Below are 23,062 nucleotides of genomic sequence, written 5' to 3' on the forward strand. Positions count from 1 at the left end.
TAGGTCAGTCGAGTGCGGCGATCCAGTTGGCGAGCGGTTCCCAGAGGCGCGCACGCGCGGAACGGCCGACGATCATGCCGACATGGCCGGCGCCGAGGTCGCGGCGGTCGGCGAGGCCGATCGCGGTGGCGGCGGGGACGATGCGGTCGCTGAGCGAGACGAACTCTACGGTTGGGCAGGCGAGCGCTAGTGGATCGACCGGGGTGCCGGCAATGACCCAGTTGCCTTTGCCGGGCAGGTCGTTGGCGATGCAGTCCTCGAACAGCGAGGCGGCGGCGGCGTAGGGGAGGGGGGCACCGGCGTTGGCCCAATCCTCGAGCCGGACGAACGCGCGCGATTGCTCGCTGTCGGGGGGGAGGTCGGCGAACGTTTCGTATTTGGCGATGGTCCGTGCCGGGTCGAGTTGCCAGAAGCCGGCTTGCAGGACTTCCATCGGCAGCACGCCGAGCAACGCGGCGGCGGGCTGGACGGCGGCCCAGGTCGCGGCGAGCGTGGGACGACCCTCGCCATAGCCTGCGAAGTGCCACGGCGCGGCGATCGTCGCGACTCCGGCGGTCGGCGTGATCGCGGCGGCACCGAGCGCGAGCGTGCCGCCGAGGCAATAGCCGACCAGCACCGGTGGTTCGGGGAGTGCCTCGAGCAGCGGGACCAGCAACCGTTCGACATGCGCCGCCAGATCGAGATCGCGGTCCTCGCTGCCGGGCGATCCCCAGTCGACCAGCCAGGCATGAAAGCCTTGCGCCGCGGTCCATTGCACCAGCGAAGACTCGGGCGAATGGTCGAGGATGTCGGGCGGATTTATCAGCGACGGGACGAACACCACGGGGCGTCCGATGCCACCATAATCGCGCAACGCTACGCGTCCGGCGCGGTGGATCGCAGGCTTGGGATCAGGGCGTTTCTCTCGCGGCGCGCCCTGATAGGCGCGCAATCCCGCTAGCGCGCGGGCCATCCGGTCGGGCGATGCTGCGGTCTCGCTGCGCAGCACGGACAGGAACAAGGGTAAGGGCCTCGGACCTTGTTGCGGTGCGTCATCAAAGACTGTAGCCTCCGTTTCAAACATAAGACGGGGGATCCATGAAGAAGCAACCGGCTGCCGACGGAATCGTCATCATCAAGAAGTACGCCAACCGGCGGCTCTATAACACCGAGTCGTCATCCTACATCACGCTGGATCATCTCGCGACGATGACCCGCGAGGGACGCGACTTCAAGGTGGTCGACGCGAAGACCGACGAGGACATCACGCACAACGTCTTAACACAGATCATCATGGAGGAGGAGAGCCGCGGCGAGACGATGATGCCAGTGAACTTCCTCCGCCAGTTGATCTCGATGTACGGCGATTCGATGCAGACGATGGTGCCGGGGTATCTGGAGGCGTCGATGGACAGCTTCCGCCGCAACCACGACCAGTTCAAATCCGCGGTCGAGGGTGCGTTCGCGAACTCGCCGTTCGCCGATCTGGCCAAGCGCAACCTCGAGATGTTCGACGTCGCGACCCAGGCGTTCAAGCCCGGCACCGCTGGTGGCGTCGCACCGGCGGCGGCACCAGCCAGCAAGGACGACGAGATCGCAGCGCTGCGCAGCGAGCTCGCCAAGTTGCAGGAAAAGGTCGAGAAGCTCGGCTGACTGATGGCGCCGGTGTTGTGGAGTGCGAGTGGCGCGCTGGCCGCGCTCGCCATCGTCGCGGGGTTCGGGGAACGGCGCAGGCGACGGCGGCATGATCCGGATTCGGTTGGCTGGGTGGACTGGCCGACGGTGCAGATGCTGGCGTTGATCGCGCTTGCGGTGACCGTCGGGCTGGCGTTCAAGACCTGAATGCGCGGTCGTTCCGGAGATAGACGACGGTGAGCCAGCTGTTCCGCGGAGTCGTGAAGACGGGGCGGTAATCGCGCGCGAGCGTCGACTTGACCGCGCGCAGGCTCCCCCGGTTCCAGATCGACAGGCGCCGGTCGGACGTGACGATGACTGGTGGGCGCTTGGCGAGGATGCGGCGGACTTCGGCGGCTTCGTCGATCCCGGTCGCGCCCTGTTCGGTGTCGTAGGCGAGCAGATTGGGGAAGGCGTAGGCGGTCGGCAGGCACGCATGCGCGAGATGATAGGTGATGGTGTCGCCGATGAAGACGTACGGGCATTCGCGGCCGCTGTTCGCTTCGACGACATGCGCGACCGCATAGGCGCCGGCAGCGTCGCTGGGATGGAGCAGGCGTTTGGCGATCAGGATCGCGATCGCCACGCCCAGGGTCAGGAGCAGCAGGCGGATCGAACGCCCGAGCGTCGGCGCGGCTAGGATCGCCAGCGGCGCGACCAGCGGCAGCGCGTAGTGATCGAAGAACGTACCGATCGCGAAGAATCCGGCGAGCGCGAAGCCGAGCCAGGCGTAGCCGACCAGGATCGTTTCGCCTGCCACGCCGCCGCGCGGTCGGGTCCGCCACGTCAGGATCGCGGCGAGGATTAGTGGCGACAGTTGTGCGGCGATGCCGAGCAACCGCATCGCGAGATCGCTCGCCGAATAGCCCCTGCGCAGCGCGATCGACGTGATGTTGGCGAACCAGAACGCATCGAATGCCGCCGGCCCCTGCGCGCGATACCAGCCAATCGCGGCGAGCGTCGGTGCCAGACCCATCACCGCCCACACCGTCGCTGCAAGGATGACGTGTCGCCATTTTGCGCGGGTGCGCGCGAGAAACCAGATGTGCGTGAGGCCGAACGCCGCGCCTTCGAACATCGGCGTGTATTTCAGCTGGATCGCGATTCCTGCGAGCAGGCAGGCGGAGAGACCGCTGACGACGATCGCGAGGGTCTGGCCGGCGGCGGCCTTGGCGGGAAGCTGGAGCGTCAGCAGGCCGGCGACCGCCATCGGCAGATTGTAGAAGACCGGGGCCTGCCCACCGATGCCGCCGACCAGCGCGATGACCAGCAGATAGGCGGTCCCTGCACCCAGTGCGCCGCGATCGCTTGCGCCGAGAGTCCTTGCCGCGCGGGCGACGACGATCGCGGTCGCCCATGCGCACAACGTTGCCATCAGCTGGTAGGCGAGGATGCCGTTGCCGGGGAGCGTCCGGATGCCGGCGAACAGCAGGAACAGCCCGATCGGCTTGCGATCCCAGATATCGATATACGGCACTGCGCCGTGGAGCAGTCGATCGCCGACGAGCAGATAATATTGCTGGTCGGGATCGATCACCGGATTGCCGAAATCCCATGCCCGGACCGCCAGCGCAACCAGCAGCAGGATCAGCGCCTGCACCCACCGATTGCGCGGCATCAGTAGAAATTCCGCAGAGTAAGGGCGCGTGTCGAACCGTCGCACAGCCCGAGATTGACGACGCGGCCGGGTGCGCCGGCCGACCAGGCGGCGATTGGATTTGTCGCGTAATCTCGGGGTACCGCCGCGCCATCGATCGTGCAGATCATCTCGCCGTCCTTCCAGTTAGCGGCTGCGGGGCCGCCGCGCATGACGTGGAGCACCTTCAGCCGATCGTTCTCGATGCCAACGAGCAACCCGCTGGTCGAGCGCAGCGGCGAGCGGTCGGCACGGGGGCCTCGGCGGAGGATCATGTGGCGTGCGCCGGGATCGAGCAGCACGCGGTAGTTCTGGAGAAAGCCCGAGCCGATCCGGCCGGCGGTGCCGATCGCCTGGGAAAATCCGCCGGCGGGCTCGATCCGCACTTCGGCTTCGCGCGCGACCAACGCGCCGACGCGGAGATAGGGAACGATTGCGAGGCCGCTGACGGTGGGGCCGGCCAAGCCGAACGCGATCGCGGTGGTGGTCGGCAGCGCCTTCAGGTTCGCGGCATGCCATCCGGCGGCGGTGACGGTGATCGACGAGCCATCGCCGGTATCGACGACGATCGGCGCAAGGCGTCGGCCGCCGAGCGTGATCGCGCTTTCGTAGACGGTGCGCGCTGTGGAAATTCGCAGCGGTGCGGTCTCACCCTTGAACGGCATGCGGCCGGAGCGAAGCAGGCGAAAGCGGTGCGCGGCGTAATCGATGTCGAGCGCGTACCCCGAGAGCAGGTCTGCGCCGACCAGCAGGTCGACTGCGGCGGCGCTGCCGGTGGCGATCGCGGGAAGGCTCGCGACGGTCACGCCGCCGCCGGTCCGCGCGAGCCCGCCGAGTGCGAGCGAGCGCGTCGGCATCCAGCCGAGCGCGACCGATCCGCCGATCGCGCTGGCGCTACCGCCGGCGACCAGCTTGGCGGGGTCAAGCGCGGGGGAGGCCTTGGCGAGCAAGGTATAGCTGACTCCGGTATCGAGGATCGCGGTGACCTTTCGGCCATCGAGCTGCATCGTGAAGCGGATCTGGTTGCCGGGGGTGAGATCGAACGGCACCCAGCGCGCCTCGGCATCGGTGGCGAGATGATAGACGCCGCGGTCGCGCGCCTCGGGGGAGATGGTGGGCGTCGGCACGGTCGGCTCGCGTGCGGAGACGGTGAAGACCGCGAGGAGCGGGACGAGCGTGAGAAGAGCGCGACGCATGTGGGGGTGTCCGTAGCGGGTCGGTGGCGGCGTACAAGCGGGGGCTTCGCCGGGCGGGTTCAGGGACCGGGTGCGCGCTGCGCTCGTTATGTCGATCCGGTCCTGCCAATCCTACCGCAACACTCCTCGTTCTCGCGCGAAGGTGGGAGCCCAGGATTAGGGGCGGGGGCGTTCGGGGCTCCTGGACCCCCGCGTTCGCGAGGGAACAGAAGACGGGCGAGCCTGCCCAAGCTAGCCCTGGGAAACTGGGTCGATCAAAATCAGGCCGATGCAGAGCGAACTTGGATGTGCGTAACGCTCGAAAATTGCACCACCCCGGCGGAGGCCGGGGCCCAGTTGGGGGACGGTGCTAAGCGGTCGCAGCACGTCGTTACTGCCACCTTTCCAATTGGGCCCCGACCTTCGCCGGGGTGGTGGCAGGAGGGTTAGCGATGCTCTTCTACTGGCACGCTTGCGCCATTACAGACACGCCTCAAGATAAGCCTGGTCGAACCCGAACTGCTTGGCCTTCTCGAGCGTATACGGCCTGAGCCCCATCGACCGGTACTCGCCCAAAATCTTCCCGTCGGCCGACTCGTCCATATATTCGAACTTGAACAGCTCCTGCGTGACGATCACCGGCCCTTCCATCCCGATCACCTCGGTAATGTTGGTGACGCGGCGCGAGCCGTCGCGGAGGCGCTTCACCTGGATGATCAGCTCGACGGAATCCGCGATCTGGCGCGAAATCGCTTCCTTGGGCACCTTGATGTCGGACATCATCACCATGTTCTCCATACGCGCCAAGGCTTCGCGCGGGGAGTTGGCGTGGAGCGTACACATCGAGCCGTCGTGACCCGTGTTCATGGCGGCGAGCATGTCGAAACACTCGGAGCCACGAATTTCGCCGAGGATGATACGGTCAGGCCGCATACGCAGCGCGTTCTTCACGAGATCGCGGATCGAGATCTCGCCCTGACCCTCCAGATTGGCCGGCCGCGTTTCGAGCGGAAGCCAGTGCGGCTGTTGCAGGCGAAGCTCGGCGGCGTCCTCGATCGTCAGCACGCGCTCGCCGGGGTCGATCATCTTCGACAGCGCGTTGAGCATCGTCGTCTTGCCCGAGCCGGTACCGCCCGAGATCACGACGTTGAACCGCGACGCCCCGGCAATCTTCAGCGCGGTGGCCATCTTCGGCGACATCGAGCCGAACCCCGCCATCATGTCGAGCGTGATCGGTTTCGCGGAGAATTTACGAATCGAGATCGCGGTGCCGCGCAGCGACAGCGGCGGCACGATGACGTTGACGCGCGAGCCGTCCTTGAGGCGCGCATCGGCGAGCGGCGAGGTCTGATCGACTCGACGGCCGACCGAATTGACGATCCGCTGGGCGATCTGGAACAGATGCTCCTCGTCGCGGAACTGGATCGGCGCGAGCTCGAGCTTGCCCTTGCGCTCGACATAGGTCTGCTCCGGCCCGTTCACCATGATGTCGGTGATGTTCGGATCCGCCAGCAGCTCCTCCAACGGCCCGAGCCCGAGCAGTTCGTCGACCAGCACTTTTTCGAGCGCGAACTGTTCGCGGCGGTTGAGCGTCAGCTTCAGTTCGGCAAGCACTTCGCCGATGATCGGGCGGAATTCCTCGGCTAGCTCATCTTTGTTGAGCGTTGCCGCCGCTTCGGGATCGACACGTTCGAGCAGGCGCGGGAGGACCTGTTCCTTGATCTTGTGGATCGACTGTTCGAAACCCTCGACGCGGCTGTTGCCCGCCTCGCCGCTGGCATTCTGGCGATCGGACAGGCGCTGCATCGCGTCCAGCTGTCCGGCGGGCATCGTGCCGGGGCCGAAGCCGTCGCTCTCGCCGGGCATCGGCAGCGAGTCTATCGGCGGAAATTGCGCGCCGCCTTCGGGCTCGGGCCGCGGTGCGGGACCGCTGCCCTGCATGGGACGGGCGACGCCGAATGCGGGACGCACCGCTTGCGCCCCGTTCTGCCCCCCGCTCATGCCACTACGACGCCCGAATGCGCTCATGCCCAAATCCCCGGATGATTGCCTAAGGGGTTACGCGCCAAGGCTTGATAATTCGCTAACCAAACCGGACGTGCGGAGAGTGGCCTACAAGAGCCGAGGGTTGATCGCCGCGCGTAACTCCCCGAAGGCTGCTGCATGATCCGCCTGCTCCTCCTTCTCGCGCTGACTTTCGGGTTGGCGAGTTCCGCGTCCGCGGACGACATCGCCGCCACCGGGCGCGGCGTCGTTCGCGTCGTGACGATCGCGGTGGTCGACGATCAGGTGGTCGGCTTCGGCCACGGCAGCGGTTTCGCAATCGCGCCCAACCGGATCGTCACCAACGCGCACGTTGTCGATCTCGCCGAACGCTACCCCGACAACGTCGTCGTCGGCATCGTCCCGACCGAAGGCAGCAAATCCTACCAGGGCAAGGTGATCGCGTATGATTCGCAGCGCGACCTGGCGCTGATCGAGTTCACCGGCGCGCGCCTGCCGCCGAGCGCGCTGTATACCGGGCCGATGACCGAGGGTGACGCGGTGGTGTCGCTCGGCTTCCCCGGTAACGTCGACCTGGCGACGGCGCGGTCGGCGGCGGATTACATCCGGCCGATGACACCGGTGCGGTCCGAGGGCGTGCTCTCGGGGCGGCGCGTGCTGAGCGGCGTCGAGGTATTGTTGCACACCGCCAGTATCGCGCGCGGCAATTCGGGCGGGCCTTTGCTCGATCGGTGTGGGCGGGTGATCGGGGTGAACTCGGCGATCACGCGCGGGGAGGAGGGCGATTCGACGTTCGGGTTCGCGATCGCGGATACCGAGCTGGCGGGCTTCCTCCACGATGCGAAACAGCCTTATGCGTCGATCGGGACGGGGTGCACCTCGATCGAGGATCGCTTGCGGCAGGACGCCGACGCGGATGCGCGGGCGACGGCGGATGCGGCGTCCGCCAAACGCGACGCCGCGACGCAGGATGCGATGACCCGCGAGGTCGCGCTGGAGAAGGCGCGGACCGAGGCCGGGCGCGCAAGAGAGAACGTCATGGCGCTCGCCGGGCTGTTGCTGGTGGCGGGGGCGCTGGTGATCGGGAGCGCGGGACTGCTCGAATCGCGCGGGCAGCGGCGGCAGGCGGTGTGGGCGCTGTCGATCGGCGGGCTGAGCGTGCTGGTTGCGATTATCGTATTCGTGTTGCGGCCGTCGGGTGAGGTCGACGTGCCGCTGTCGGCGCTACCCAAGACGCGGATTTCGACGCCCGATGCCGCGCTCGGGAAGCTGATGTGCACGCTGATCCCGGAGCGCAGCCGGATCACGATCTCGTCGAGCGAGGACGTGCCGATCGACTGGGGCGCGAAGGGGTGTGTGAACGGCAAGACGCAATATGTCGGCGCGAACGGCCGGTGGGACCGCGTGCTGGTGCCCGACGCCGAGCAGACCGTCTCCGTGCTGTCCTTCGATCCGGCGACGCGCGTCTATTCGAACACGCGCTATCTGATGTCGGCGGCGGGGATGGAGGCGGCGCGGACCGCGCGGGGCGTCGTGCCGAACGTGTGCAACATGGACGATGCGGCGTTGGGTCGGTTGGCGGGGCAGCAGGCTGCGGTCCGTGCGGTGTTGCCGCCGCTACCGAACGAGAAGCTCGTCTATTCCTGCAAGTCGGCGCGCTGATCGGCTCTCGGAGCTTCCGCCGCGAGCAGCGCGCGCTTGCGATCGAGCCCGTAGGCATAGCCGCCGAGCGCGCCGCCGATCCGTTGCGCGCGGTGGCAGGGGATGACGATCGATACCGGGTTTTGCCCGCAGGCGGTGCCTGCGGCGCGAACCGCGGCGGGGCGGCCGGCAAGCGCTGCGAGTTCGCTGTAGGTGCGGGTTTCGCCGATCGGGATGGTGCGTAGCGCTTGCCAGATCGCTTCCTGGAAGGCGGTGCCGCGGACGTCTAGCGGGAGGTCTTGGTCGCGGTCGGGGGATTCCACTGCTGCGACGACTTGCGCCGCCAGGTCCGCGAGGGCTTCGTCGCCGGGTTCGATCGTGGCATTGGGGAAGCGGCGGTGGAGTTCGTCCGCGTCTTCGTCGAACGATACGCGACACAGGCCTTTTTCGGTGGCGGCGACGAACAGGGCGCCCAGGCTCGTATCGGCAGTGGTCCAGCGGATCGTGACGCCTTCGCCGCCGCGCGCCCAGGCGCTGGGGGCCATGCCGAGCCGTTTCGCGTCGGCCTCGTAGAAGCGGCTGGGGGCGGAATAGCCGGCGTCGTAGATCGCTTCGGTCACGGTCGTATCCTCCGATAGAGCGTTGGCCGCGCGGCCGGTGCGGAGCGCCCGCGCGTAGGCGGCGGGGGTGACGCCGGTGGCGCGCTTGAACAGGCGGTGGAAATGGTGCGGGGCGTAGCCGACCTTCGCGGCAACCTCGTCGAGCGAGAGGCGATCTTCGGCGGCTTCGAGAAGGACGACCGCGGCGGCGATGGCGGTCCGGTCGCGGCCGACTTCGTCCGGGGTGCAGCGCAGGCAGGCGCGGAAGCCGGCGGCGCGAGCGCTTGGCGGGTCGGGGTGGAAGGTGACGTTCTCGCGCTTGGGGTGCCGCGCGGGGCAGCTAGGCTTGCAGTAGATGCCGGTGGTCTTCACTCCGACGACGAACCGGCCGTCCCACGCGCGGTCGCGGGCTTCGAACGCGGTCCATGCGGTTTCGGTGTCGGGGGCGATGGTCATGGGATCGGTATAGCCGGTCGCGCCGCGCGCGCATCCCGTGGCTTGCGGTCAAAGCGGAGCCAATCGGCAGGCTGGCCGTTCTCCTCGGCATACCCCCTAACGAAAGATGTCTCATGGCCTCCGACACGCCCGTCTGGTTCATTTCCGGCTGCTCGACCGGTTTTGGTCGCGAACTCGCCAAGCTTGTGCTCGCCCGCGGTTGGCGTGCGGTGGTGACCGCGCGGGATGCGGATCGTGTTGCCGATCTGGCGGAAGGGGCCGAGGATCGTACACTCGCGCTGTCGCTCGACGTGACGGAGCAGGCGCAGATCGACGATGCAGTCGCGCAGGCCAAGGCGAAGTTCGGGCGGATCGACGTGCTCGTGAACAATGCGGGCTATGGGTATCAGGCGTCGATCGAGGAGGGTGTCGAGTCCGAGATCCGCGCGCAGTTCGATGCGAACGTGTTCGGGTTGTTCGCGCTGACGCGCGCGGTGCTGCCGATCATGCGTGGGCAGAAGAGCGGCAACATCATCAACATCACGTCGGTTGCGGGGCAAGTCGGGTTCCCGGGCTCGGGCTATTATGCCGCGTCGAAGCATGCGGTCGAGGGTTGGTCGGATGCTTTGCTGGCCGAGGTGAAGCCGCTTGGGATCGACGTGACGTGCGTCGAGCCGGGGCCGTTCCGGACGGACTGGGCCGGGCGTTCGCTGAAGCAGACGCCGGTGAAGATCGCGGACTACGCCGATACGGCGGGCAAGCGGCTGGATGGGACGCGCGAGGTTAGCGGGACGCAGGCGGGTGACCCGGTGCGGGCCGGCGAGGCGATGATCGCGCTGACCGAGGATGCGAACCCGCCGCGGCATCTGGTGCTCGGGGCCTGGGGGTATGATGCGGTGACGAAGAAACTGGCGGAGCGGTTGAAGGAGATCGAGGCGCATAAGGCGGATAGCCTTGGGGCTGATTTTCCAGCGGGGTAATCTCGGAGGAGCGAGAGAGAGTTGTTTCCCCGCGAAGGCGGGGACCCAGACTGGGCTCCCGCCTTCGCGGGAGAACAAGGAAGCAGGGGCTGCCTTCGCGTCTGTAGTGCTGGCCTGTGTCGAGGCCTTCTACCACAGCCACCACCCCGGCGAAGGCCGGGGCCCAATTGGGGGACGTCGCTAACGAAGCGCATTCCTCAATTATTGCCACCTTTCCAATTGGGCCCCGGCCTTCGCCGGGGTGGTGCCAAAGGGAGGGGCTGTGATCAGCCCCCATTCGCCCGAAACAGCTCCAGCGTTCGCTGTTTCGCCAGATCCGCACTAGGCTCGTGATAATCCTTCCGCCGGTCCGAATTGAACCCGTGGCCGGCCTCGTAGACGTACACCGTCGCATTCGGCCAATCCTTGGCGATGACCTGCTCGACGCCCTCCATCGGGATACCGTGGTCGTGGCGGCCGAAGTGCAGGATCACCGGCACCTTCGGTTCCTCGTCCGCCGCCGCCGGAATCATGCTGCCGTAATAACCGCTCGCCGCTGCGACACTGGTGAGCTTGGTCGAGGCGAACCACGCGACCGAACCGCCATAGCAATAGCCGACCACGAACACCGGCCCGGCGGGGGCGAGCGTGTCGATGCAGGTCTGGACGTCCTTCAGCGACAAGTCGAACGGGTGGAGCTGCCGCGCGAGTTCGACGCCGCGCGCGAGGCCTTCGCCCGAATAGTCCGCCTCGAAACCGGGATGCTCGCGATCAAACAGCGCGGGGGCCAGGACCTCGTAGCCGTCGGCGGCATACTCGTCGCAGAGGTCGCGGATGTGGTCGGTCACGCCGAAGATCTCCTGCACCAGCACAAGGCCACCGCGACGCTCGCCGGTCGGCTGCGCGTGATAGACCGCGACGGCCGCGCCGTCGGACATCGTCATCGTTTCCATCGTGGCGGTCATTCTCTCGTCCTCGTCGATTGGTCGTAACGGATGCCCAATACCGTCATTCCCGCGGAGGCGGGAACCCATAGTGGCAGGCCGTGCGGGGAAAGCGCCGGGTCCGGAGGATAGGGATCCCCGCCTGCGCGGGGATGACGGGGAGGGGCGGAATCATAACCGTCCAACCTCCGATCAATGACAAAACAGTCACAAACCCGTCCCCCTGACCCTCCCGCCGGGTTGCCAATCCGACAACCCGATGCTAACCGCGCCGCGTCCCAGGAGAGGTGCTTTCGCGCCCTCTCTTCCTTTGGGTCGGTTATTCGTTGCAGGCGAGGATAGAGGTTCCGTGGAGACATCCGGCGGTATTCAAGCGAGCTTAGGCGGGCGTTATGCGCTGGCCCTGTTCGAACTCGCGCGTGACGCGAAGACGATCGATGCGGTCGAGTCGAGCCTGGCGAACGTGCGCGACGCGCTCGCACAGTCGGAGGACTTCCGCACGCTGACGTCCAGCCCGATGGTGTCGCGCGGCGCGGCCGTGAAGGCGGTCTCCGCAGTCGCCGACGAACTCGGTGTCGATGCGACCACCAAGAGCTTTCTCGGCGTCCTCGCCGAGAACCACCGGTTGGGGGCGCTGCCGAAGATCATTAAGGCATTCCGGACACTTGCCGCGCAGCATCGCGGCGAGATCGCGGCCGAGGTGACGTCCGCGCATCCGCTGACCGACGAGCAGGTGATCGAGCTGAAGCATCAGCTCCGCCAGCGGGTCGGCCGTGAAGTTTCCGTCGACCTCAGCGTCGACCCATCGTTGCTGGGTGGACTCGTCGTCCGCGTCGGCAGCCAGATGATCGATTCGTCGATCAAGACGCGTCTCAACACTCTCGCGCACGCGATGAAGGGCTAAGCTAATGGATATCCGCGCCGCAGAAATCTCGAAGATCATCAAGGATCAGATCGCCAATTTCGGCACCGAGGCCCAGGTCAGCGAGACCGGCCAGGTGCTGAGCGTCGGCGACGGCATCGCGCGCATCTTCGGCCTCGACAACGTCCAGGCCGGCGAGATGGTCGAATTCTCGAACGGCGTGCAGGGCATGGCGCTCAACCTCGAGGCCGATAACGTCGGCGTCGTGATTTTCGGGAGCGATTCCGAGATCAAGGAAGGCGACATCGTCAAGCGCACCGGCACGATCGTCGACGTGCCGATCGGCAAGGAGCTGCTCGGCCGCGTGGTCGATGGTCTCGGCAACCCGATCGACGGCAAGGGCCCGATCCACACCACCGAGCGCAGCCGCGTCGAAGTGAAGGCACCGGGCATCATCCCGCGCCAGTCGGTCAGCGAGCCGGTCCAGACCGGCCTGAAGGCGATCGACGCACTCGTCCCCGTCGGCCGCGGCCAGCGCGAGCTGATCATCGGCGATCGCCAGACCGGCAAGTCCGCCGTCGCGATCGACGCGTTCATCAACCAGAAGATCGCCAACGCCGGCGACGACGAGTCGAAGAAGCTGTATTGCGTCTATGTCGCGATCGGCCAGAAGCGCTCGACCGTCGCCCAGTTGGTCAAGACGCTCGAAGAGAATGGCGCGATGGAATACACCATCGTCATCGCCGCGACCGCGTCGGACCCCGCACCGCTTCAGTATCTCGCGCCCTACACCGGCGTCGCGATGGGCGAGTATTTCCGCGATCGCGGCATGCACGCATTGATCTGCTACGACGATCTGTCGAAGCAGGCCGTCGCCTATCGCCAGATGTCGCTGCTGCTGCGTCGTCCGCCGGGCCGTGAGGCGTATCCGGGCGACGTGTTCTATCTCCACAGCCGTCTGCTTGAGCGTGCGGCGAAGATGTCGGACGCGAATGGCGGCGGCTCGCTGACCGCGCTGCCGATCATCGAGACGCAGGCGGGCGACGTTTCGGCGTACATCCCGACCAACGTGATCTCGATCACCGATGGCCAGATCTTCCTTGAGACCGACCTGTTCTTCTCGGGCGTGCGCCCGGCGATTAACGTGGGCCTGTCGGTGAGCCGCGTCGGTTCGGCGGCACAGACCAAGGCGATGAAGAAGGTGTCGGGCTCGATCAAGCTCGAGCTGGCGCAGTACCGCGAAATGGCGGCGTTCGCGCAGTTCGGGTCGGATCTCGATGCGTCGACGCAGAAGCTGCTGAACCGTGGTGCTCGTTTGACCGAACTGCTGAAGCAGGCCCAGTTCTCGCCGCTGCCGTTCGAAGAGCAGACTGTGTCGATCTTCGCGGGCACCAGCGGCTATCTCGACAAGGTGCCCGTCGCCGACGTGACCCGCTACGAGCAGGCGCTGCTGGCCGACATGCGCGCGAACCATGCCGACGTGCTGACGCTGATCCGCGATACCCGCGACCTGGGTAACGAGGCGAAGGACAAGCTGAAGGCAGCGCTCGAAGCGTTCGCGAAGACGTTTGCCTGATTAACTCCCTCTCCCCGACGGGGAGAGGGAGCAGAGCATGTAATCCGACCCTCCTCTGTGAGGAGCGAGGGAGCAGGAAGAGAAGATGGCATCACTTAAGGCCCTCAAGATCCGCATCGGCTCGGTGAAGTCGACGCAGAAGATCACCAAGGCGATGAAGATGGTCGCCGCCGCGAAGCTGCGCCGTGCGCAGGACGCGGCGGTCGCCGGGCGTCCGTATGCCGAGCGTCTCGAAGCGGTGATGGCGAGCCTCGCGGGGCGCGTCGGCATCGCGCCGGGCGCGTCGCCGCTGCTCGCGGGTACGGGCAAGGACCAGGTCCATCTGATCGTCATCGCGACGTCGGAGCGTGGCCTAGCGGGTGCGTTCAACACCAACATCGTTCGCGCGGCGCGCCGCAAGGCCGAGGAACTGATCGCGGCGGGCAAGACCGTGAAGTTCTACGTCGCCGGCAAGAAGGGGCGCGTGATCAAGCGCTTCTTCCCGAACGACATCCTCGCCGATCACGAGATGGGCCAGATCAAGCGCCTCGCGTTCAGCGATGCGCAGGAGATCTCGGAAGACCTGATCAAGCGCTTCGGCGAAGGCCAGTTCGACGTCGCGCATCTGTTCTACGCGAAGTTCGTCTCGGCACTGGTGCAGGTCCCGACCGGTATCCAGATCATCCCGATCCCGCTGTCAGCGATCCCGGGTGCCGAGGCCAAGCCGAACGCGCCGGCCGAAGCGGTCGTTGAGTACGAGCCCGACGAGGAAGCGATTCTCGCCGATCTGCTGCCGCGCAACGTTGCGATCCAGATTTTTCGCGCGCTGCTCGAAAACGCAGCGTCGGAGCAGGGCTCGCGCATGAACGCGATGGACAACGCCACGCGCAATGCCGGCGACATGATCACGCGCCTCTCGATCCAGTATAACCGTACCCGCCAAGCCGCGATCACGACCGAGCTGGTCGAAATCATCTCGGGCGCCGAAGCGCTCAAGTAAGTCCAAGGAAGCAGACAATGGCAACCGCCCCAGAGACCCTCGGAACCACGCTCGCCCCCAAGGCCACCAACAACACCGGCCGCATCTCGCAGGTCATCGGTGCGGTCGTCGACGTGCATTTCCCCGACAATTTGCCCGCCATTCTGTCGGCGCTTGAAACCGACAATAACGGCAACCGGCTCGTCCTCGAAGTCGCGCAGCATCTCGGCGAGAACACCGTTCGCACGATCGCGATGGACGCCACCGAGGGTCTGACCCGCGGCCAGACCGTCACCGACACCGGCTCGCAGATCCGCGTGCCGGTCGGCCCGAAGACGCTCGGCCGCATCCTCAACGTCATCGGCGAGCCGATCGACGAGCGCGGCCCCGTCGGCGCAGAGACGACCGCCCCGATCCATGCCTCGGCGCCGCTGTTCGTCGACCAGTCGACCGAGAGCGCGATCCTGGTCACCGGCATCAAGGTCATCGATCTGCTCGCACCCTATGCGAAGGGCGGCAAGATCGGCCTGTTCGGCGGCGCCGGCGTCGGCAAGACCGTGCTGATCCAGGAACTGATCAACAACATCGCCAAGGGTCATGGCGGCACCTCGGTGTTCGCGGGCGTCGGCGAGCGTACCCGCGAGGGTAACGATCTGTACCACGAGTTCCTCGACGCGGGCGTTATCGCCAAGGATGCCGACGGCAATCCGCAGTCGGAGGGCTCGAAGGTCGCACTCGTGTTCGGCCAGATGAACGAGCCGCCAGGCGCACGCGCTCGCGTCGCGCTGTCGGGCCTGACGATCGCCGAGTATTTCCGCGATGTCGAAGGTCAGGACGTGCTGTTCTTCGTCGACAACATCTTCCGTTTCACGCAGGCGGGCGCCGAGGTTTCGGCACTGCTCGGTCGCATTCCGTCGGCGGTGGGTTACCAGCCGACGCTGTCGACCGACATGGGCGCGCTGCAGGAGCGTATCACGTCGACCAACAAGGGGTCGATCACCTCGGTGCAGGCCGTGTACGTTCCCGCGGACGATCTTACCGATCCGGCACCGGCGACGTCGTTCGCGCATCTCGATGCGACGACCAACCTCAACCGTGCGATTTCGGAACTGGGCATCTACCCGGCCGTCGATCCGCTCGACTCGACCTCGCGTCTGCTCGAGCCACGCGTCGTCGGCCAGGAGCATTACGACACCGCGCGTGCGGTTCAGTCGACGCTGCAGAAGTACAAGTCGCTGCAGGACATCATCGCGATTCTCGGCATGGACGAGCTGTCGGAAGAGGATAAGCTCACCGTCCAGCGTGCGCGTAAGATCCAGAAGTTCCTGAGCCAGCCGTTCCACGTCGCCGAGGTCTTCACCGGCATCAGCGGCAAGTTCGTCCAGCTCGAGGATACGGTCCGGTCGTTCAAGGCGGTGGTCGAGGGCGAGTATGATCACCTGCCCGAGGCCGCGTTCTACATGGTCGGCGGCATCGACGAAGCCGTCGCCAAGGCCGAGAAGATGGCTTCCGAGGCTTAAGCTTAGCTCCCTCCCCTTTAGGGGAGGGTTGGGGTGGGGCCTGACCGCGAGCGTCGCGCCTGCCGCACTCCCCCACCCCAACCCTCCCCTGAAGGGGAGGGAGTGAGAAGATAGACATGCTGCATTTCGAACTCGTCACGCCAGAAAAGCTCGTCCGCTCGGAGGAGGTCTACATGGTCGTCGTCCCCGGCACCGAAGGCGATTTCGGCGTCCTCGAAGGCCACGCGCCCTTCATGTCGACGGTCCGCGACGGCGGCGTGCAGGTATATCGCACGCAGGACGGCACCCCCGAGATCATCGCGATCAAGGGCGGCTTCGCCGAGGTCAATGCCAAGGGCCTGACCGTCCTCGCCGAACACGCGGGCGAGTAAAGTCTCCAACTCAACGAAGAGTGTTTCCCCACGAAGGCGGGAATCCAGACTGGGCATCCGCCGTCTGCTTTCTCCGTCATCCTGACGAAAGTCAGGATCCAGAGCCACGCAACGCCACCCTCTGTTCCCCTGGATCCTGACTTTCGTCAGGATGACGGAAGGGGTGGGGCGTGACCGCCAACGCTACAAGAAATTATAAGGGTCGACGTCCACCGTCACCCGCACCTTCGACGGCCAGTCCAGCTTCCCCAACCACTCCCGGATCACATCCTGCACATCCAGCGCCCGTCGCGCATGGACGAGCAGCCGATACCGATGTCGCCCCCGCAACATCGCAAGCGGCGCCGGCGCGGGGCCGTACACGTGCATCCCCTCGACCTCGGGCGCACTACGGCCCACGAGCTTGGCGGTATCGTGCGCGCAAGACTGGTCCTCCGACGACACCACGATCGCCGCATACCTTCCGAACGGCGGCGCACCCGCGTCCTTCCGCGCGTCCGTCTCCGCGGCGTAGAACGCATCTGCGTCGCCGGTGATCAGCGCCTGCATCACCTGCGCGCCCGGACTATGCGTCTGGATGAACACGTGGCCGGGTTTCTCGCCACGCCCCGCACGCCCCGATACCTGCCGGATTTGCTGGAACGTGCGCTCCGCCGCACGGAGATCGCCGCCGTCCAGACCGAGGTCCGCGTCGACCACGCCCACCAAGGTAAGGTTCGGGAAGTGGTACCCCTTCGTCACAAGCTGCGTGCCGACGACGATGTCGATATCGCCCGCTTCCATCCGCCCGACGAACTCCGCCGCCTTGGCGGGCGACCAGATCGTGTCCGAGGTTACCACCGCGGTCTTCGCCTCGGGGAACAGCGCCGTCACCTCGTCGGCGATCCGCTCGACGCCGGGCCCGCACGCGACGAGCGTGTCCTCGCCCTTGCACTCCGGACACACCCGCGGCGTCGGCTCGATATGCCCGCAATGATGGCAAGCCAATCGCCGCGTCAGCCGATGCTCGACCATCCACGCGGTGCAGTTGGGGCATTGGAACCGGTGCCCACATGTCCGGCACAGCGTCAGCGGCGCATAGCCGCGGCGGTTGAGAAACAGCAGCGACTGCTCGCGCCGCGCCAGCGTTTCCTGCATCGCCTTCACGAGCCGGGGGGCGAGCCAGCGGCCCCGCTCGGGCGGTTCCTTGATCAGGTCGATCGGCTCGATCGTGGGCATCTCCGCCGCGCCGAACCGGCCGGGCAGCTTCAGCTCGGCATAGCGCCCGGTCACGACCTGCTGCCGCGTTTCGATCGCCGGCGTGGCGGAGGCGAGGATCACCGGACACCCCTCGAACTTGCCGCGCATCACCGCGACGTCGCGCGCGTGATAATGCACGCCCTCTTCCTGCTTGAAACTGGTCTCGTGCGCCTCGTCGACGACGATCAGCCCGAGATCGCGGTACGGCAGGAACAGCGCGGAGCGTGCACCCACCGTCACCAATGCCTCGCCGCTTGCGATCGCACGCCAAGCGCGCCGCCGCTGGGTCGATCGCAGCCCCGAATGCCACGCGATCGGCTCGCACCCGAAGCGGTCGTGGAAGCGCTTGAGGAACGGCTCGGTCAACGCGATCTCAGGCAGTAGCACCAGAGTCTGGCGGCCATCGCGGATTGCCTGCGCGACCGCCTCGAAATACACCTCGGTCTTGCCCGAGCCGGTCACGCCGTCGAGCAAGGTCGGGTGGAACGCATGCTCCGCCACCCCCGCGACCAGCGCATCTGCCGCCGCGCGCTGATCCTCCGAGAGGACCGGTTCGTGATGCGCGGGGTTCGGGACGGGGTAGGGGCTGTCCAGGCTGACCTCGACTGCCTCGATCGCGCCGACCTTCACCAGCCCGCGGATTACCGCATCGCTGACGTCCGCGGTGGTGGCGAGTTCGCGGATCAGGCCCTGGCGGTCGCCGATCCGCTCCAGCGCCTGCTCACGCTGCGGGGTGAGTCGGGGCGGTACGACGCCGGTCGCGCGGTACTCGACCGCCGTCCGCGCACCCTCCAGCGCCGACGTCGACGCCAGCGTCATCCGCAACACCGACGCCGCGGGCGCGAGGTAGTAATCCGCGGTCCACTCCACCAGCCGCCGCAGCGGTGCGCCCAGCGGCGGCACGTCCGCGACGGCGAGCAGGTTGCGCAACCGGTTGTCGCCGACCTCCGCATCGGACGGCATCCGCTCAGCCTCCCACACCACGCCGAGCAACTGTCGCGGCCCCAGCGGGGCGACCACGACCGAACCCGGCTCGACGCTCATGCCGGCGGGCACGCGGTAGTCGAGCGGCCCGAGGGCGGCGTTGAGGATCAGGACACGGGCGCGGGACGACATCGTGTCCGTATATGGGGACAGATCGACTCCGCGTGAACCGTCTAAGCAGGCACCGACTTGAAGGCGTCAGGCGGCGGCGCGGCGATCGCCGCCCCGGCGGCGTTCGCCGACCCGCGCGCGCTTCGCCTTGTAGAGGATCGTATCGGCCTTGTGGATGAAGTCGCGGATCGCATGGCAATCCGGCTCCAGCGCGGTGATCCCGACCGTCCCGGCGCTGATCATCGCCAGACCGTTCAGCGCGATCGGGAAGCGCAGCGCTTCCTCCAGTCGCGCACTGATGTAGCCGGGCGTCGCGGTCAGACCCGGATCCTCGATCAGCAGTCCGAATTCGTCACCGCCCAGCCGCGCGGCAAAGCTCTGCTTGAGCCAGGGGGCCTGCAATATCTCGCCGACCGCACGCAGCACGTCGTCACCCGAGGTGTGGCCGAGCGTGTCGTTGATCGCCTTGAACCCATCGAGGTCGATGAGTGCGAGCAGCAGCGGCGTGCCGTCGGTGTGCGAACGGGTCATCGCGGCGTCGAGCGCCCGATCGAATGCCGCGCGGTTGGATATTCCGGTGAGCGAATCGGTGTCGGCGGATCGGCGCAGGTTCAATTCGAGCGCATAGCGTTCGGTCACGTCCTGGAAAACGCCGACGAACCCGATGGTCGTACCCGCGTCGTCCTCGAGTTCGCCCAGCACGCGTACGCGCCGCGGCTCGCCCTGCGCGGTGGTGAAGTCGACCTCGATGTCGAACGGTATGCCGGTTTCCAACGTCGTCGTGAGACACGCGCTCAGTACGTCTCGGGCATGAGGCGGATAGAACGCCATCGCGACCTCCATCTCCGGCACCGGGCCGACGGGCAGGCCATAGATGTGAAAGACGCCGTCCGACCAGTCCAGATGCTGGTGATCGAGCGAGGTGCGCCACGATCCGATCGCCGCCATCCGCTCGGCCTGGCGAAAGATACGATCCTGCCGCGCGAGCGTCGCGGCCTGTCGGTCCGCGGTGGTGGCGATGGCGATCGCCTGATGCGCGGCGGACCGTGCCGCGACGGTCACCTCGGCCAGCGTCGCGAGATGCGTGAGCGCGCGACGGCCTGCGTCGTTCAAGCTGCGCGGCACCGAATCGATGACGCAGATCGAGCCGATCGCGTGACGCTCGCCGCGATCATCGACCGCATGGATCGCCGCTCCCGCGTAGAAACGCGCGCCGCGATCCGCCAGCACTAGCGGATTTTCCGCAAACCGCGAATCGGTGTCGAGGTCTTCGATCACAAGGGGGGCCTGGTTCTGGATCGTGTACGCGCACATGCCGATGTCGCGGCTGATCTCGCCGCGTTCGCCGCCGGCCGCGGCCTTGATCCACAGACGGTCGCTATCGACGAGAGTCATCAACGCGGTCGGGCATCCGAGCATTTCGGCGGCGAGTTCGACGAGCGCGTCGAACTCGCGTTCGGGTGCGCTATCGAGCAGCGCTAGCGCATGGAGCGCGGCAACGCGCCGTTTTTCGTCTGCGAATGCGTTTGTGACGAGGTCTTTCGGCGACATGGGCTGTTGGATACCGAAGGGATGTTAATTTTCCTTTGCTGCTGGAGCAGGTTAGTGTCCATCATGGTGACCACGACAGACCTGCCGCCGTCGATGCTCTGGGCGGACCATTTGACGCGAGATCGGCGACGGTCGGTGCACACGGTGCGTGCCTACCAAGCGTCGGCGGAACGCCTGACGGCATTCCTGATCGATCATTGGGGCGAGCGGGTCGAACGCGCGATGCTGGCGCGCGTGACCGCCGCCGATCTGCGCGCGTATCTGGCGTATCGTCGAGATTCGGGGCTCGGCAACGCGTCGGCGGCGCGCGAGCTGTCCGCAGTGCGCGGCTTTCTGGCCTGGGCGAACGACGGCGCGGAGCAGCCGCGGATCCGGGGCCCTCGCGTGAAGAAGGGCCTGCCGCGACCGATCTCTCCGGGCGAGGCGATCGCGCTGGCCGAAGACGTCGCCGAGGATGCGGCCGAGCCGTGGATCGGCGCGCGGGATTGGGCGGTGCTGCTGCTGCTATACGGTGCGGGGCTGCGGATCGGCGAGGCGCTGGCGTTGCCGGGGGCGATCCTGCCGCTTGGCGAGACGCTGGTGGTTACGGGCAAGCGGTCGAAGGCGCGGATGGTGCCGTTGCTGCCCAAGGTGCGCGCGGCGATCGAGGCGTATGTCGCGCAGACGCCGTGGCCGATCGCGGCCGACGCGCCGCTGTTCAGGGGCGCGAAGGGCGGGCCGCTGTCGGCGGTGGTGGTACGGCGCTCGGTGCGCGGCGCGCGCGCGCGGCTCGGGCTCGGCGATCGGACGACGCCGCATGCGTTGCGCCACAGTTTCGCGACGCATCTGCTGGGGCGGGGGGCGGACCTGCGCGCGCTACAGGAGTTGCTCGGCCATTCGAGCCTGAGTTCAACGCAGATATACACGCAGGTCGATGCGGCGCACCTGATAGACGTGTACCGCAACGCCCACCCGCATGGCGGGGTCTAGCTCTTCGGCTTCCAGGTCAGCACGCGCCAGCCATAGCCGATGATGATCACGACGAAGGTGGCGACCGCGACCGGCCCGACATAGCGATCGAGCTCCTCGAAATGCGAGCCGAGCAGGATGCCGGCATAGGTGAGCACGGTGTTCCAGATCGCGCTGCCCGCCGCGGTCCAGATCACGAACTGCCAGATCGGCATGCGGGTCATGCCCGCGGGTAGCGAGATGACGGTGCGGAAGGTCGGCATGAATCGGAACACGAAGATCACCCAACCGCCGCGCTTCGTGAAGAAGCGGTGGATCTTCTCGACGTCGGACCATTCCATCGTCAGCCAGCGGCCGTTGCGCTCGATGAACGGGCGGAAGCGTTCGTAGCCGATGTTGCGGCCGATATAGTACCAGAAATAGTTGCCGACGACCGACCCCGCGGTACCCCAGGCGATCAGCGGCACGACGCTCATGTCGCCGCGCGCGACGGCCATGCCGCCGAGCCCCATAATGACTTCGGACGGCACCGGCGGGACGATATTCTCGAGCGCCATCAACAGGAAGATACCGAAATATCCGCCCCAGGCGATGAGATCGAGGATGAATGCGGTCATGGGTATCACATACTGCCGGGATGCCGGATGTGTTCCGCGGACATCACACCACCCCGGCGAAGGCCGGGGCCCAATTGGGGGACGGTTATGACGGAGGACGGCGCTCCGTTACCGCGACCTTTCCAATTGGGCCCCGGCCTCCGCCGGGGTGGTATCCTCGCTTCGACTACCGAGCCGCTACCTTCGCCTCGATCGCATCCCAGATCATGCCGGCTACGTCCGTTCCATCGAACTTCTCGATCGCGACGATACCCGTCGGCGAAGTCACGTTGATCTCGGTCAGCCACGTGCCCCCGATCACGTCGATCCCGACGAACAGCAGCCCGCGCTTCTTCAGCTCCGGCCCGAGCACGGCGCAGATCTCGCGCTCCTTGCCGGTCAGTTGCGACTTCTCCGCCGAGCCGCCGACCGCGAGGTTCGAGCGGATCTCGCCCTCACCGGGCAGGCGGTTGATCGCGCCTGCGACCTCGCCGTCGATCAGCACGATGCGCTTGTCGCCCTTGGCCACGTCGGGGAGGAACGCCTGCACCATGTGCGGCTCGCGCCACGTCATGTTGAAGACCTCCATCAGCGCGGACAGGTTCGCGCCGTCCGACTCGACCTTGAAGATCGCCTTGCCGCCATTGCCGTGCAGCGGCTTGATCACGATCGCGCCGTGCTCGGCAAGGAACTTGCGTGCTTCGTCGAGCGAGCGCGTGACGAGCGTCGGCGGCATGAACTGCGGGTAATCGAGCACGAACACCTTCTCGGGCGCGTTCCGCACCTGCGCGGGGTCGTTCACGACCAGCGTCTTGTCGGCGATCCGCTCGAGCAGATGCGTTGCGGTGATGTAGCCGAGATCGAACGGCGGATCCTGGCGCATCAGAACCACGTCGGCCTCGTCGCCGAGGTCGAGGTTCACGGGCTCGCCGATGCTGAAGTGATCGCCGACGACGCGCTGCACGGTGACCGGGTGCGCCTTCGCCCAGACCCGGCCGTCGCGGTAGTTCAGGTCCTCGGCGGAGTAGTGGAAGAGCGTATGGCCACGGTCCTGCGCGGACAACATCAGTGCGAAGGTCGAATCGCCGGCGATGTTGATGCTGTCGAGCGGGTCCATCTGGACGGCGACGGTGAGGCTCATGCGTCTTCCTTCTGTTCGGTCGAGCGCATGTAGGCGCGGGCGGGCGCGAAGTCATCGGGTGACGTGGCATGCGTAACCCCGTCATCCTGACGAACGTCAGGATCCAGGATAATCGAGGGCATCGCTTCGTGGCTCTGGATCCTGACTTTCGTCAGGATG

At 66.6% G+C, this 23,062-nt stretch carries 20 protein-coding genes; 10 read left to right on the top strand and 10 right to left on the bottom strand.

What is annotated here, in order from left to right:
* Window positions 1-4: 4 nt before the first annotated feature.
* Complete coding sequence (locus tag C8J44_RS15860; protein WP_259466899.1) at window positions 5-1,000, bottom strand: alpha/beta fold hydrolase; 996 nt, start codon at window positions 998-1,000, stop codon at window positions 5-7.
* 77 nt (window positions 1,001-1,077) lie between these two features.
* Between C8J44_RS15860 and phaR the strand changes: the two genes are divergently transcribed.
* Window positions 1,078-1,632: a polyhydroxyalkanoate synthesis repressor PhaR gene (gene phaR, locus C8J44_RS15865; protein WP_121905245.1), complete on the top strand. Its 555-nt coding sequence runs from the start codon at window positions 1,078-1,080 to the stop codon at window positions 1,630-1,632.
* A gap of 3 nt (window positions 1,633-1,635) precedes the next feature.
* Complete coding sequence (locus tag C8J44_RS15870) at window positions 1,636-1,821, top strand: hypothetical protein (RefSeq protein ID WP_121905246.1); 186 nt, start codon at window positions 1,636-1,638, stop codon at window positions 1,819-1,821.
* On the opposite strand, the gene C8J44_RS15875 is transcribed toward C8J44_RS15870, so the two are convergent.
* The 3 genes from C8J44_RS15875 to C8J44_RS15885 form a co-directional block, all read right to left on the bottom strand.
* Complete coding sequence (locus C8J44_RS15875; protein WP_183128807.1) at window positions 1,811-3,271, bottom strand: hypothetical protein; 1,461 nt, start codon at window positions 3,269-3,271, stop codon at window positions 1,811-1,813. The two genes, C8J44_RS15870 and C8J44_RS15875, sit on opposite strands and share 11 nt — an antisense overlap.
* Complete coding sequence (locus tag C8J44_RS15880) at window positions 3,271-4,485, bottom strand: hypothetical protein (protein ID WP_121905247.1); 1,215 nt, start codon at window positions 4,483-4,485, stop codon at window positions 3,271-3,273. The genes C8J44_RS15875 and C8J44_RS15880 overlap by 1 nt, the downstream gene beginning before the upstream one ends.
* Window positions 4,486-4,944: 459 nt before the next feature.
* Window positions 4,945-6,492: a CpaF family protein gene (locus C8J44_RS15885; RefSeq protein WP_056055300.1), complete on the bottom strand. Its 1,548-nt coding sequence runs from the start codon at window positions 6,490-6,492 to the stop codon at window positions 4,945-4,947.
* 135 nt (window positions 6,493-6,627) lie between these two features.
* On the opposite strand from C8J44_RS15885, the gene C8J44_RS15890 reads away from it, so the two are divergent.
* Complete coding sequence (locus C8J44_RS15890; RefSeq protein ID WP_121905248.1) at window positions 6,628-8,130, top strand: S1C family serine protease; 1,503 nt, start codon at window positions 6,628-6,630, stop codon at window positions 8,128-8,130.
* On the opposite strand, the gene ada is transcribed toward C8J44_RS15890, so the two are convergent.
* The gene (gene ada, locus C8J44_RS15895) at window positions 8,106-9,164 is read right to left on the bottom strand and encodes a bifunctional DNA-binding transcriptional regulator/O6-methylguanine-DNA methyltransferase Ada (protein ID WP_121905249.1); all 1,059 of its coding nucleotides are present in this window, start codon (window positions 9,162-9,164) and stop codon (window positions 8,106-8,108) included. The genes C8J44_RS15890 and ada overlap by 25 nt on opposite strands.
* A 113-nt stretch (window positions 9,165-9,277) precedes the next feature.
* Here ada and C8J44_RS15900 point away from each other — a divergent pair, with 113 nt between their 5' ends.
* Window positions 9,278-10,123, top strand: a complete 846-nt coding sequence (locus C8J44_RS15900; RefSeq protein ID WP_121905250.1) for an oxidoreductase — start codon at window positions 9,278-9,280, stop codon at window positions 10,121-10,123.
* A 266-nt stretch (window positions 10,124-10,389) separates the two neighbouring features.
* Here the strand turns inward: C8J44_RS15900 and C8J44_RS15905 are convergent, their stop codons facing one another.
* On the bottom strand, window positions 10,390-11,067 hold the full coding sequence (locus tag C8J44_RS15905) for a dienelactone hydrolase family protein (protein WP_121905251.1): 678 nt from the start codon (window positions 11,065-11,067) through the stop codon (window positions 10,390-10,392).
* Window positions 11,068-11,395: 328 nt separating this feature from the next.
* Here C8J44_RS15905 and C8J44_RS15910 point away from each other — a divergent pair, with 328 nt between their 5' ends.
* The 5 genes from C8J44_RS15910 (at window position 11,396) to C8J44_RS15930 (ending at window position 16,333) form a co-directional block, all read left to right on the top strand.
* Window positions 11,396-11,950, top strand: a complete 555-nt coding sequence (locus C8J44_RS15910; RefSeq protein ID WP_121905252.1) for a F0F1 ATP synthase subunit delta — start codon at window positions 11,396-11,398, stop codon at window positions 11,948-11,950.
* Window positions 11,951-11,954: 4 nt separating this feature from the next.
* A complete protein-coding gene (atpA, locus tag C8J44_RS15915) occupies window positions 11,955-13,484 on the top strand; it encodes a F0F1 ATP synthase subunit alpha (RefSeq protein ID WP_056488470.1) in 1,530 nt (509 codons plus the stop codon).
* A gap of 85 nt (window positions 13,485-13,569) precedes the next feature.
* Entirely contained in the window at window positions 13,570-14,463 is an 894-nt protein-coding gene (locus C8J44_RS15920) for a F0F1 ATP synthase subunit gamma (protein WP_121905253.1), read from the top strand.
* Window positions 14,464-14,480: 17 nt separating this feature from the next.
* A complete protein-coding gene (gene atpD / locus C8J44_RS15925) occupies window positions 14,481-15,962 on the top strand; it encodes a F0F1 ATP synthase subunit beta (protein WP_056488474.1) in 1,482 nt (493 codons plus the stop codon).
* A 116-nt stretch (window positions 15,963-16,078) separates the two neighbouring features.
* Window positions 16,079-16,333, top strand: a complete 255-nt coding sequence (locus tag C8J44_RS15930) for an ATP synthase F1 subunit epsilon (RefSeq protein ID WP_121905254.1) — start codon at window positions 16,079-16,081, stop codon at window positions 16,331-16,333.
* A gap of 183 nt (window positions 16,334-16,516) precedes the next feature.
* Here C8J44_RS15930 and C8J44_RS15935 read toward each other — a convergent pair whose 3' ends face one another.
* Together C8J44_RS15935 and C8J44_RS15940 are read right to left on the bottom strand one after the other, a co-directional pair.
* Window positions 16,517-18,688, bottom strand: coding sequence for a primosomal protein N' (locus C8J44_RS15935; RefSeq protein ID WP_121905255.1), 2,172 nt, complete (start codon window positions 18,686-18,688; stop codon window positions 16,517-16,519).
* Window positions 18,689-18,754: 66 nt separating this feature from the next.
* Window positions 18,755-20,218, bottom strand: a complete 1,464-nt coding sequence (locus tag C8J44_RS15940) for a diguanylate cyclase domain-containing protein (protein WP_121905256.1) — start codon at window positions 20,216-20,218, stop codon at window positions 18,755-18,757.
* Window positions 20,219-20,281: 63 nt separating this feature from the next.
* Between C8J44_RS15940 and C8J44_RS15945 the strand changes: the two genes are divergently transcribed.
* On the top strand, window positions 20,282-21,187 hold the full coding sequence (locus C8J44_RS15945) for a tyrosine recombinase XerC (protein WP_259466900.1): 906 nt from the start codon (window positions 20,282-20,284) through the stop codon (window positions 21,185-21,187).
* Here the strand turns inward: C8J44_RS15945 and C8J44_RS15950 are convergent.
* Together C8J44_RS15950 and gshB are read right to left on the bottom strand one after the other, a co-directional pair.
* Entirely contained in the window at window positions 21,184-21,783 is a 600-nt protein-coding gene (locus tag C8J44_RS15950; RefSeq protein ID WP_121905257.1) for a DedA family protein, read from the bottom strand. The genes C8J44_RS15945 and C8J44_RS15950 overlap by 4 nt on opposite strands.
* A 166-nt stretch (window positions 21,784-21,949) precedes the next feature.
* Window positions 21,950-22,903, bottom strand: coding sequence for a glutathione synthase (gene gshB, locus C8J44_RS15955; protein WP_121905258.1), 954 nt, complete (start codon window positions 22,901-22,903; stop codon window positions 21,950-21,952).
* Between the last annotated feature and the right edge of the window lie 159 nt (window positions 22,904-23,062).

The sequence above is a fragment of the Sphingomonas sp. PP-CE-3A-406 genome (genome assembly GCF_003688625.1).
Lineage (GTDB): Bacteria > Pseudomonadota > Alphaproteobacteria > Sphingomonadales > Sphingomonadaceae > Sphingomonas.

Bases quoted from the DNA above. Each gene is read 5' to 3' on its own strand.
- C8J44_RS15900 (WP_121905250.1), top strand. From the start codon at position 9,278: ATGGCCTCCGACACGCCCGTCTGGTTCATTTCCGGCTGCTCGACCGGT.
- C8J44_RS15870 (WP_121905246.1), top strand. From the start codon at position 1,636: ATGGCGCCGGTGTTGTGGAGTGCGAGTGGCGCGCTGGCCGCGCTCGCC.
- gshB (WP_121905258.1), bottom strand. From the start codon at position 22,903: ATGAGCCTCACCGTCGCCGTCCAGATGGACCCGCTCGACAGCATCAAC.
- phaR (WP_121905245.1), top strand. From the start codon at position 1,078: ATGAAGAAGCAACCGGCTGCCGACGGAATCGTCATCATCAAGAAGTAC.
- atpA (WP_056488470.1), top strand. From the start codon at position 11,955: ATGGATATCCGCGCCGCAGAAATCTCGAAGATCATCAAGGATCAGATC.
- C8J44_RS15905 (WP_121905251.1), bottom strand. From the start codon at position 11,067: ATGACCGCCACGATGGAAACGATGACGATGTCCGACGGCGCGGCCGTC.
- C8J44_RS15880 (WP_121905247.1), bottom strand. From the start codon at position 4,485: ATGCGTCGCGCTCTTCTCACGCTCGTCCCGCTCCTCGCGGTCTTCACC.
- C8J44_RS15890 (WP_121905248.1), top strand. From the start codon at position 6,628: ATGATCCGCCTGCTCCTCCTTCTCGCGCTGACTTTCGGGTTGGCGAGT.
- atpD (WP_056488474.1), top strand. From the start codon at position 14,481: ATGGCAACCGCCCCAGAGACCCTCGGAACCACGCTCGCCCCCAAGGCC.
- C8J44_RS15875 (WP_183128807.1), bottom strand. From the start codon at position 3,271: ATGCCGCGCAATCGGTGGGTGCAGGCGCTGATCCTGCTGCTGGTTGCG.
- C8J44_RS15885 (WP_056055300.1), bottom strand. From the start codon at position 6,492: ATGAGCGCATTCGGGCGTCGTAGTGGCATGAGCGGGGGGCAGAACGGG.
- C8J44_RS15930 (WP_121905254.1), top strand. From the start codon at position 16,079: ATGCTGCATTTCGAACTCGTCACGCCAGAAAAGCTCGTCCGCTCGGAG.
- C8J44_RS15950 (WP_121905257.1), bottom strand. From the start codon at position 21,783: ATGACCGCATTCATCCTCGATCTCATCGCCTGGGGCGGATATTTCGGT.
- C8J44_RS15920 (WP_121905253.1), top strand. From the start codon at position 13,570: ATGGCATCACTTAAGGCCCTCAAGATCCGCATCGGCTCGGTGAAGTCG.
- ada (WP_121905249.1), bottom strand. From the start codon at position 9,164: ATGACCATCGCCCCCGACACCGAAACCGCATGGACCGCGTTCGAAGCC.
- C8J44_RS15935 (WP_121905255.1), bottom strand. From the start codon at position 18,688: ATGTCGTCCCGCGCCCGTGTCCTGATCCTCAACGCCGCCCTCGGGCCG.
- C8J44_RS15940 (WP_121905256.1), bottom strand. From the start codon at position 20,218: ATGTCGCCGAAAGACCTCGTCACAAACGCATTCGCAGACGAAAAACGG.
- C8J44_RS15945 (WP_259466900.1), top strand. From the start codon at position 20,282: ATGGTGACCACGACAGACCTGCCGCCGTCGATGCTCTGGGCGGACCAT.